Source organism: Paracoccus sp. PAMC 22219 (assembly GCF_000787695.1).
GTDB lineage: Bacteria > Pseudomonadota > Alphaproteobacteria > Rhodobacterales > Rhodobacteraceae > Paracoccus.
On record NZ_BBPH01000043.1, the window covers coordinates 1 to 10,356 of the forward strand.

A 10,356-nucleotide genomic window follows, 5' to 3' on the forward strand; every position below is an offset into this window, starting at 1 on the left:
TTGGGGAGCAGCGCACAAGCGGGGAAACCGCAGCAACCGGGGGTTCAAGGTTGGGGAGCATCGCACACCCCGACGGACAGTTGCGATGACCAAGCGACCGACGGGGGACAGGTTATCGCAGGACGCGCTATTGACAGATGGCTCCTGTCAGCTTGCAACGCTCGTCAGGCCCGAGCGGCTGTGACGAGTGCTCCTATCACGATCTGGCCAATTCGGAGGCGCAGACTGGGCTGAAGCGATACTTGCCTTAGTCCAAAGCGCTGCACTCTCGTTTCGATCGCTTTTGATCGTGATGGAAGCAAAGGTTTATGATGTTTTGTTCGGGCACGACGCGTCGCTCCGTGCCCGAATATGTCAGCGTTCAGCGTTCAGCGTCCATCTTATAGAGTTTTTCAACGCGGCGACGGAAATCTTCGTCTGTCGAGAATTCAGCCTTCAGGTAAGAATCGATCAGGTCCAGCGCCAGCCAGGGCCCGACGATCTGTGCACCGATGCACATGACGTTGACATCGTCATGCTCCACGCACTGATGGGCGGAGTGGATGTCATGACAGACCGCCGCGCGGATGCCCTTGACCTTGTTGGCGGCAATGGACGCCCCGACGCCTGTGCCGCAGACCAGCAGGCCCCGTTCGGCACGCCCATCGGCGACCGCGCCCGTCACCAGTTGTGCGATGTCCGGAAAGTCCACCGGCTGATCGTCGTGAGAGCCGACATCCTCGACCTCGTGACCCAGCTTGCGGATGTGGGCCACGACCGTGGCCTTGAGCGGGAAGCCCGCGTGATCTGATCCAATGACGATACGCATAGTGTTACCTTTCAGGGTGTTATCGAAGAAGACCGGGAAGCCACAGCACCAGGTCGGCATGGAAGGTGATGATCGCCAGCGTCACCAGCAGCGGCACGTAGAACGGCAGCAGCGCGCGCAGCAGCTGGCGCAGGGTGATCTTGGCGATGTCGCAGATCAGGAACAGCGACAGGCCCATGGGGGGTGTCAGCAGGCCCAGCATCAGGTTGAAGATCACGATGATCCCCAGATGCACCGGATCGACACCCGCCAGAACCAGCGGCGACGCGATGACCGGCACGACCAGCAGCGTCGCGGTGGTGCTGTCCAGGAACATCCCTGCGATGAAGAAGATCAGGTTGGCGATGATCAGCAGCGCCATCGGACTGTCGGCGAATTGCAGGATCCAGCGGGCAAAGTCCTGCGGGATCTGCTCGACCGCCAGGATCCAGCCGAACAGCGACGCGACGGCCACGATGATCAGGATCGCGCTGGTGCTGCGGACCGTCATCAGCATGGCGTTCCACAGATGCGGCCAGGTCAGCTCTCGGTAGAACAGGCCGCTGATCAGCAGGACATAGACAACGGTGACGGCGGCCGCCTCGGTCGGCGTGAAGAGGCCCGGCAACATGCCGGATATCATCAACACGGGCGCAAACAGCGCAGGCAGGGCAGGCAGCAGGTCCACCCCGATCTCGCGCAGCGTGGGGGCGCGGTCGGAACGCGGCATCTTGTGGACGATGGGCAGGATGGCGGCCGTGATCATCAGCAACACGATGCAGATCAGCGCGGGCACGATCCCGGCCAACAGCAGCTGCACGATCGAGACGCTGGTGACTGACCCATAAACGATCAGCGGGATGCTTGGCGGAAAGATCGGCCCGACGACGGCTGATGCCGCAGTCACGGCGCCCGCAAAGGGCGCGGAAAAGCCGCGCTTGCGCATCGCCGCGATCTCGATCCGGCCAAGGCCGCCGACATCGGCCAGCGCCGCGCCGGACATGCCCGAAAAGATCAGGCTGGAAAAGATGTTCACCTGCGCCAACCAGCCCGGCAGCCGTCCCACCAGCGTATCGGCAAAGCGAAAGATGCGGTCGGTGACGCCCGCCGAATTCATCAGGTTGCCCACGAAGATGAAGATCGGCACCGCGACCAACGGAAAACTGTCCAGCGCATAGGTCACCCGCTGCGTCAGCAGACCAAGCGGCAACCCCTCGATCAGCACATATCCGATGGCGGGGATCAGGATGGCATAAACGACCGGAAAGCCCAGGACGAACAGCGCCAGAAAGATGGCGATCAGTGCGATGCCCATTACAGCGCCACCGAGCCGTGGCCCGCATCGGGTTTGCGCAGCTGGACCAGGTGGACAAGACACGCCCCTGCGAAGCCAAAGGTGGTGGCCCCCATGAAGACCCAGAACGGGATCTTCAGCGTCGGCGTTGCGCCCCGCATGGTCCCGGTGATGTTCTGAAACGCGACGAATGCCAGAAACCCGCAGGTCGCGATCCCGGCAGCAAGGATGACGAACCGGACAGCGCGCTGCAGCCTGCCAGGCAGGTTGTCCAGCAGTTCGGACATCACGATGTTCTCGTGGCTGGCGGTCACCAGCGGATAGGCCGCGAAGACGGTGCAGATCAGCAGGAAGCGTGTCAGCTCTTCTGCGCCGACGATGGCCGATCCCATGACCTCGCGGGCGATGATCTGGATGAAGGGCACGGCGATCAGCGCGGCCAGCAGCAGCACGCAGACAATTTCCAGCGGTTTACGCATCATGGTTCCCCTTGGGTGGCGACCGGTCCTAAGGCCGGTCGGCTGGCTGTCACTCGATCGCCATGATCTGTTCAATATACGGCTGATAGCTGGGGAAATCGCCGTTGATCTGGGCCAGCACCCGCTCGCGGAAGGCGTCGATGTCCAGACCGTCTTCCTCGGTCACGACGGTCATGCCCTTCTCGGTCAGTTCGGCCACCAGCTCGGCCTCCGACTCCTGCGCCCAGACCAGCGATTCCTCGGCCTTGGCGTCCAGAACGTCGGTGATCTGGGTGCGGGTCTCCTCGGACAGGCCCTGCCAGACGCCCTCGTTGATGAACACGGCCAGCACGGACTGCATGTGCCCGGTCATCGCGACATGGCTTTGCACCTCATGAAGGCTGTTCGAGGTGATCATGGTCAGCGGGTTCTCCTGCCCGACGACCAGACCTGTCATCAGCGCGGTCGGCAGTTCGGCCACTTCGACGGGGGTCGGTGTCGCGCCAAAGCCCGTCACCATCGACACCCACAGTTCCAGCGGCACGGCGCGGAACGGCTTGCCCGCCAGATCATCGGGCGACTTGACCTCGAAGTTCGACGAGATGTGGCGCGCGCCGCGATAGATGCGGCCGATGATCCGCACACCGCCCTGTTCGACCAGCTGCTCGTTGATCTGCTGCAGTGCGGGGGACGTCGCCGGGTCGGTCGCGGCCAGCGCATGCGCGCCATCGCGATAGATGAAGGGCGCGTTGAAGACCGACACGTCCGGCACCATCTGGGCCAGAGAGGCGAAATCGTGGTGCCCCATTTAGATCGAACCCATCTGAACGCCGCCCACCATTTCCGACACGCCACCCAACTGGCTGGCCGGAAAGACCTGCACGGTCACGGCGCCATCGGTCGCTGCGGCGATCTCCTCGGCAGCCTCGGCGGCATAGCGGGTCTGGATATCGCCCTCGGCGCCGACATGGGCATAGCGCAGGTCCTGCGCGAACGCCGGGATGGCGGTCAGTGTGATGGCTGCGACGGCCAGCAGCCGCCCGGTCTTGATGAACATGGTTGTCCCCTCCCTGGGATGGTTCAGTTGATCTGTTTCGCGGGTGTGCCCCGATAGTTTTCGATCAGGCTGCGACGGCGCAGCTCGTCCCCGATGGCAAAGTGTTCGCGCAGGCGGCGGTCGGCCTGATCCGGGTCCTTGGCCACGATCGACAGGAACACCTCGCGATGCGCATCGACCAGGACCCGGACGATCTCTGGGTTCCGATAGGTGGTGACGCGGCGCTGGACATGGCTGCGCTGCAGCAGCTCTGCCATCGCGCCGTAAAGCGTGGTCAGCGCGCGGCTGTGGCTGGCGGCGACGATGGACTGGTGGAACATGAAATCGGCGCGCCCGCCGGCCTCTGGGTCGGTCAGCGTGTCGATCAGGGTTCCCAGCCACTGCCCGATCCGCGCCAGATCGGATTCGTTGGCACGTTCGCAGGCCAGCCGGATCGCCTGGCATTCGATGGCCATCCGCGCCTGCATCACGTCCTCCAGGACGTCCTGTTCCTGGGACAGGCAGAAGGTGAAGAAATCCGACAGCACGCGAATGTCGGCCTTGGCGATATAGGTTCCGCTTCCCTGCCGGACGTTCAGGAACCCCAGCATCACCAGCGATTTCATCACCTCGCGCAGCAGCGGACGACCGACATCCAGATGCTGCGCCAACTCGCGCTCGGGCATCACCCGGTCGCCGACCTTCAGCTCTCCTTTCAGGATACGCTCCTTGAAATAGGACACGACCCGGTTCGAGCCGTTCTGCTGCGTATCGGATTCAAGACCGTCGTTCACCGGCACCCCTCCCGTGGTGAGCCAATGTCCTACCAATCGCCAAACGTGGTCAACGGACAGGCCAGATTTCTGAAGCCTGTGCCTAAGTGAAGAGTGCGCAACGGAGAAAAGGAAATATAAAAACATTATATTACAGTATGTTAAATGAGATCACCCTACCAATGAAAAATGAATGATTGGTAAGACCAATGTAGTTCTGGACCGTCCCTTTATTTCTCAGACGCGCCGAACGACAGGCACCCATTGCCTGATCTATCGCCCGGCGCGACGGCACACACTCCTGGTGCTACGACCCGCGCAGGAAATCATCTCGCCTAGCAAAGTTGCAATCCAGCACTGGCGGCAAAGGGCTACCCGTCCAATGCGCTGACGTGCCGCGTTCAAAAGACGCTACCCTTGACGATCTGCAAGACGACACAGCGCGTCATCTGCCAACGGCCTCTGCAACCCTTTGGCGTCCTTCCAGTCCGCCCTGAGCCAGACCTCGATCTCCTCCGGTGTGGTCAGGATCACCGGCATCGCTTTCGGATGGACCGGCTTCAACACCGCATTCGGCTCAGTCGTCAAGAACCCGAACAGCTGATGCTCACCTGGCCGCGGGCTGCGGTTCGACCCACGCGTTCCATGCCATGTCGTCCAGATCCCGGCAAAGACGAAAAGTGGCCGCGTTTCATCCAATGCGAACCAGCACAGAGGCTTTCGCCTGGTCACAGGATCACGGGTCTGGCCGTATTCGGAGAAGGCCGTGGCCGGGATCACGCATCTGTTCTCGGGGCCAAGCCAGCGGCGCCAATGCGGGCTTGTCGTATTGCGAATGTTGGTCACGCCGGTATCGGGCGCGTCCGGTGTCTTCAAAAATTGCGGCGGGGTGGGCATCCCCCAGGTCATCCGCAACAACACCCGCCCCTCCTCCGTCTGCCGGATCACCGGTGCTGCGCGATCGGGATAGACATCAAGGTCGGGTTCGAGATTGCCGGCGGCATCATGGGTGATCCTCACGAAGTCCCGGATCGCCTGCTGGTTTGTCGTCAGATTATAGAGATTGCACACGATCCTGGTCCCCTTTTCCATCGATCAGCATAGCGGAATTCAATGCGCTCGCACGCCCCCGATCACGATGCCCTCCCCGGCGGTTGACACATTGTCGCAATAGGAACAAAATAGGAACTATGATTCCGCAACTGTGACGTGAAAAGCCCTCTGCCTCACCATGCCCGACGCCGCTCCACGTCCCACCATTGCCGCCCTGTGGGCCCGCATTGCCCATCTGGAGGATGTGGGAACCCTTGCGCACAAGGTGCTGCCCTTCGGCGTCCACGTACTGGACCGACGCCTGCCGCAGGGCGGAGTGGCGATGGAATCCCTGCACGAGGTGGCGGGCGGCGACAGGGGGCGATGAATGGGACTGCGGCAGCCTGCTTCGTGGCAAGCATCGTGGCCAGCGTGCACGGACCCGGAATTCTGCATCGAGATCATGACCCTGACGGCCAACCGTAAGGAACCTCTCGTCTTCTGGCACACCAAAACCTTCTGGAACAGGCCCTACACAACATGTGGGATCTGGTCGACATGCTGTCCAACTGCGCAGGCCAGCGCGCCGTCTATCGTCTGGCGCCGGTGGCAAGTGACGAGCCGGAGCGATCGGTTGTGCGGATCGGCGCACTGTCACCGGATCAGGGCATCGGCTGGTCCGGATACTGGCCACATGCCTCGCGCCTACTGCCCCGGCCCGAGCCCATCGGCAAGACGGCACTGCTGCCCGGTCATCCGCCGGGCTGGATTTCATGGCGCGGTATCCGCCACCGGGTCCGCCGCGCCGACGGGTCGGAGTGGATCTTCGGCGAATGGTGGAAACGCGATGCCGAGGCCCACGCCATGCGCCACTACTTGCGCATCGAGGTCGAAACCGCCCTACGCTTATGGATCTTTCGCGCCGGTGATGGAAAGGACGCGACCACCGGCTCTCATCGCTTGTTCATCCACGGGGTCTTCGGATGAGCTACACCGAACTTCAGGTCACCTCTCAATTCTCGTTCCTGCGCGGGGCGTCTTCGGCTCAGGAACTGTTCGCCACCGCGGTGCTTCTGGGCATCCGGGCGATGGCCGTGACCGACAGAAACAGCCTAGCCGGGATCGTGGGGGCGCATGAGGCAGCCAAGGAAACCGGCGTGCGGCTGATCGTCGGCTGTCGGCTGGATCTGCGCTGCGGGATGTCGGTGCTGGTCTATCCCACCGACAGGGCGGGCTACGCGCGGCTCTGTCGCCTGCTCTCCATCGGCAAGGCGCGGGCGGGAAAGGGCAGCTGCCATCTGGACTGGCCCGATCTGCAGGCCCATGCCGAGGGCCTTCTGGCCATCCTGATCCCCGATACGGCGGATGACCTCTGCGCCCTTCGCCTGCGCCGGCTGCGCGACAGCTTTGGCGACCGGGCGTATCTGGCCCTGACGCTGCGCCGTCGCCCGAACGATCAGATGCGGCTTTACGCGCTGTCGAACCTTGCGGCCGGGCTGGGCGTGGCCACTGTCATCACCAACGATGTCCTGTTCCACGTCCCCGACCGCCGCATCCTGCAGGACGTGGTCACGGCGATCCGCCATGCCACCACCATCGACGCCCTTGGATTTCGTCGGGAACGCCACGCCGACCGCTACCTGAAGTCGCCCGCCGAGATGCATCGGCTGTTCGCCCGCTATCCCGACGCGCTGGCCCGAACGATGCAGATCGCCGACCGCTGCCGTTTTTCGCTGGATGAACTCCGTTACCAGTATCCCGAAGAACGCGATGACCCTGCCCTGACGCCCCAGCAGACGCTGGAAACGCTGACATGGGAAGGCGCGGCTGGTCGCTATCCAGACGGCCTGCCGGACAGCGTCCGGGCGTTGCTGCGGCACGAACTGGGCCTGATCGACCGGCTGAAGTATGCGCCCTACTTCCTGACCGTGAACAGCATCGTCCGCTTTGCGCGATCTCGTGGCATCCTGTGTCAGGGCCGCGGCTCGGCGGCCAATTCCGCGGTCTGCTATGTGCTGGGCATCACCTCCATCGATCCAAAACGCAATGATCTGCTGTTCGAGCGTTTCATCAGCGAGGAGCGTCGCGAACCACCCGACATCGACGTGGACTTCGAGCATGAGCGTCGCGAGGAGGTCATCCAGTGGGTCTACAAGACCTATGGCCGCAGCCATGCGGCACTGACGGCCGTGGTCATCCGCTATCGCTCCAAGGGCGCGCTGCGCGACGTGGGCAAGGCCTTGGGTCTGCCCGAAGACCTGATCCGGGCGCTCTCCGGTCAGTTGTGGTCCTGGGGCGAGGAGGGTATCACCGACGATCAGATCCGCGAGCTGGGCCTGAATCCCGGTGACCGGCGGTTGCGGCTGGTGCTGGATCTGGCCGCGCAGCTGCGCGGCGCGCCGCGGCATCTGTCCCAGCACCCGGGCGGGTTTGTCCTGACCCATGACCGTCTGGATGATCTGGTCCCGATCGAGCCCGCCGCGATGGCCGATCGCCAGATCATCGAATGGGACAAGGACGACATCGACGCGCTGAAGTTCATGAAGGTCGACGTGCTGGCACTGGGCATGCTGACCTGCATGCGCCGGGGGCTGGACCTGATCGCCGCCCACAAGGGCGAGCACTATGATCTGGCGACCGTCCCGGCCGAGGACGCCCAGACCTATGCGATGATCCGCAAGGCCGACACGCTGGGCACCTTTCAGATCGAGAGCCGGGCGCAGATGTCGATGCTGCCGCGCCTGAAGCCGCGCACCTATTACGATCTGGTGGTGCAGGTGGCCATCGTTCGCCCCGGCCCGATCCAGGGCGACATGGTCCACCCCTATCTGCGCAGGCGGGCCGGGCTGGAGCCGGTCCATTACCCCACCCCGGAACTGGAGAAGGTGCTGGGCAAGACCCTCGGTGTGCCGCTGTTCCAGGAGCAGGCCATGCGCGTGGCCATCGAATGCGCGGGCTTCACCCCCGGAGAGGCTGACATGCTGCGCAAATCCATGGCCACCTTCAAGGTCACCGGCGGTGTCTCGAAGTTTCGCGACAAGCTGATCGACGGCATGGCCGCGCGCGGCTATGACCGCGACTTTGCCGAGCGGACCTTTCGCCAGCTGGAGGGCTTTGGCAGCTACGGCTTTCCCGAAAGCCACGCGGCCAGCTTTGCCCTGATCGCCTATGCGTCGGCCTGGCTCAAATGTTGGCACCCTGACGCATTCTGCGCCGCGCTGCTGAACAGCCAGCCGATGGGGTTCTACGCCCCCGCCCAGATCGTGCGGGACGCCCGCGATCACGGGGTCGAGGTTCGCCCGGTCTGCATCAGCGCCTCGGACTGGGACTGCACGCTGGAGCCGGTGGGTGACCGTTTTGCCGTCCGCCTCGGGCTGCGCCTGGTCAAGGGGCTGGCAGAGAGTCATGCGGAGGTCATCCTCGCCAGCCGCACCAACCGGCCCTTCGCCGATGTCCCCGATCTCTGCCGCCGCGCGGGGGTGCCCATGGCGGCCCTGACCCGCATCGCCGAGGCCGACGGGTTGCTGCCGGCGTTCGGCTTGGCACGCCGGGAGGCGATCTGGGCCATCAAGGGACTGCGCAACGACGACCTGCCGCTGTTCGCAGCGGTTGAGCAGGACACACCTTCGGCAGTGGAGCATCGCAATCAGCCCGACACACAGAACGAACCCGCCCGTCAGGATCACGGCCTGAGCACCACAGTCCCACCCCTGCCCCATGCGGAGCCGACCGTTACACTGCGCCCCATGGCAGCCGGTCGCGAGGTGGTCGAGGACTACAGTCATACCGGCCTGTCATTGCGCCACCACCCGGTGTCCTTCCTACGCCACAGCCTGAAAAACCGTCGGATCCGAACCTGCGCCGACGCTATGGCCGCCCGGAACCGCCGCTGGACCGAGATCGCCGGCCTGGTCCTCGTCCGTCAGCGTCCCGGATCGGCCAAGGGCACCATGTTCATCACCTTGGAGGACGAGACCGGCATCGCCAATCTGGTCGTCTGGCCCAAGGTCTTCGACGCCCACCGGCGCATCATCCTGTCGGCCGGGATGATTGCCGCGGCAGGCCGTGTCCAGCGCGACGGCGAGGTGGTCCACCTTGTGGTCCATCGCCTCACCGACCTCTCCGTTGACCTTGCCGGCATAGGCCAGCGAGGCGAGGCCTTCCCTCTGACCCACGGTCGCGGCGACGAGTTCAGGACTATCGGCGGGAGCCTGCCGGGCGATGCTGGGCCGCCGCTCCCGCGCGACATCCATATTCCGGATCTTCATATCGACACTGTCAGAGTGAAGACGAAGGACTTCAGGTAGGTGATGCAAGGCCACCGTCGGTTCGGGAAAGGGCACGACGCTAGGGGCGGAAAGCGGCCTGATGGCGGTGCAGTATGCCATCTGCAATATCTATGCCAAAGCGGACCTTCGGCCTTTCATGCCAATTGCGGGTCAAAGAAAGATACAGAGGTCAAGAAGCATGCTGTCTGCAGCTTGGTATAGCTTCAACAGCACCTCTACTAAGATACCAGTTGTAGCGACGACATCCGGAGCCTGTTCTCTGAACGATCCCGGGGGACACGCAAAGGTCATCTTCCAAACTAGGTTCTGCAGCGAAAGGCGATCTGAACTGTTCCGGGCTTGCCGGATCGTGTCACTTTCAGCGTGCCGCTCCCTGCTGTCCTTCTTCCAGTCGTCGACGATAGCCGCCCGGTGAGACGCCGAAGGCATTCCGAAAGCGACGGTTGAAGTAGCTGGGATCCTGGTATCCAAGTTGAAAGGCAACCTGTTGAGCAGTCATGCGCGTATAAGCCAAAAGGCGGCAAGCTTCGCGCATAAGATGGAGCTCGGCCAGCGCATGCGGACTTTGACTGAGGTGCTCCCCATTCCTTGGACAGGATCTGGCGCTTTTTAAGCTCTGATCTGCTCCTGCTGATCGGGTTGCGTGACTTCGATTTGCAGTGAGTAGACCACTGCCGGCGGTCGGCC

9 protein-coding genes and 1 pseudogene are annotated in these 10,356 nt (G+C 63.3%); 3 read left to right on the plus strand and 7 right to left on the minus strand.

Translation table 11 applies throughout. The features are described from left to right. Positions 1 to 361: 361 nt before the first annotated feature. The 6 genes and pseudogenes from rpiB to TY51_RS06185 form a co-directional block, all read right to left on the minus strand. On the minus strand, positions 362 to 868 hold the full coding sequence (gene rpiB, locus TY51_RS06160; protein WP_197054664.1) for a ribose 5-phosphate isomerase B: 507 nt from the start codon (positions 866 to 868) through the stop codon (positions 362 to 364). After that, the gene (locus TY51_RS06165; protein ID WP_042247270.1) at positions 828 to 2,102 is read right to left on the minus strand and encodes a TRAP transporter large permease; all 1,275 of its coding nucleotides are present in this window, start codon (positions 2,100 to 2,102) and stop codon (positions 828 to 830) included. The genes rpiB and TY51_RS06165 overlap by 41 nt, the downstream gene beginning before the upstream one ends. After that, a complete protein-coding gene (locus TY51_RS06170) occupies positions 2,102 to 2,563 on the minus strand; it encodes a TRAP transporter small permease (protein WP_197054665.1) in 462 nt (153 codons plus the stop codon). The genes TY51_RS06165 and TY51_RS06170 overlap by 1 nt, the downstream gene beginning before the upstream one ends. 46 nt (positions 2,564 to 2,609) lie before the next feature. Beyond that, positions 2,610 to 3,596, minus strand: a pseudogene (locus TY51_RS06175) (TRAP transporter substrate-binding protein). Between the two features lie 23 nt (positions 3,597 to 3,619). Further along, positions 3,620 to 4,369, minus strand: coding sequence for a FadR/GntR family transcriptional regulator (locus tag TY51_RS06180; RefSeq protein WP_042247272.1), 750 nt, complete (start codon positions 4,367 to 4,369; stop codon positions 3,620 to 3,622). Positions 4,370 to 4,759: 390 nt separating this feature from the next. After that, positions 4,760 to 5,419, minus strand: coding sequence for an SOS response-associated peptidase (locus TY51_RS06185; protein WP_042247286.1), 660 nt, complete (start codon positions 5,417 to 5,419; stop codon positions 4,760 to 4,762). A 160-nt stretch (positions 5,420 to 5,579) separates the two neighbouring features. Between TY51_RS06185 and TY51_RS22520 the strand changes: the two genes are divergently transcribed. The 3 genes from TY51_RS22520 (at position 5,580) to TY51_RS06200 (ending at position 9,687) form a co-directional block, all read left to right on the plus strand. After that, positions 5,580 to 5,768: a hypothetical protein gene (locus TY51_RS22520; RefSeq protein WP_042247274.1), complete on the plus strand. Its 189-nt coding sequence runs from the start codon at positions 5,580 to 5,582 to the stop codon at positions 5,766 to 5,768. Positions 5,769 to 5,920: 152 nt separating this feature from the next. Continuing rightward, positions 5,921 to 6,367, plus strand: coding sequence for a hypothetical protein (locus TY51_RS06195; RefSeq protein WP_052649867.1), 447 nt, complete (start codon positions 5,921 to 5,923; stop codon positions 6,365 to 6,367). Beyond that, positions 6,364 to 9,687 (plus strand): error-prone DNA polymerase, encoded by a 3,324-nt coding sequence (locus TY51_RS06200; RefSeq protein WP_042247276.1) that lies wholly within the window; start codon positions 6,364 to 6,366, stop codon positions 9,685 to 9,687. Before TY51_RS06195 ends, TY51_RS06200 begins: the two co-directional genes overlap by 4 nt. A gap of 340 nt (positions 9,688 to 10,027) precedes the next feature. Here the strand turns inward: TY51_RS06200 and TY51_RS21755 are convergent. Beyond that, the coding region (locus TY51_RS21755; RefSeq protein WP_156117912.1) for an AraC family transcriptional regulator at positions 10,028 to 10,356 on the minus strand (329 nt) is incomplete at its 5' end.

Excerpts from the sequence above, each read along its gene's own strand:
- rpiB (WP_197054664.1), bottom strand. The coding sequence starts at position 868 with ATGCCGACCTGGTGCTGTGGCTTCCCGGTCTTCTTCGATAACACCCTG.
- TY51_RS06165 (WP_042247270.1), bottom strand. The coding sequence starts at position 2,102 with ATGGGCATCGCACTGATCGCCATCTTTCTGGCGCTGTTCGTCCTGGGC.
- TY51_RS06170 (WP_197054665.1), bottom strand. The coding sequence starts at position 2,563 with ATGATGCGTAAACCGCTGGAAATTGTCTGCGTGCTGCTGCTGGCCGCG.
- TY51_RS22520 (WP_042247274.1), top strand. The coding sequence starts at position 5,580 with ATGCCCGACGCCGCTCCACGTCCCACCATTGCCGCCCTGTGGGCCCGC.
- TY51_RS06195 (WP_052649867.1), top strand. The coding sequence starts at position 5,921 with ATGTGGGATCTGGTCGACATGCTGTCCAACTGCGCAGGCCAGCGCGCC.
- TY51_RS06200 (WP_042247276.1), top strand. The coding sequence starts at position 6,364 with ATGAGCTACACCGAACTTCAGGTCACCTCTCAATTCTCGTTCCTGCGC.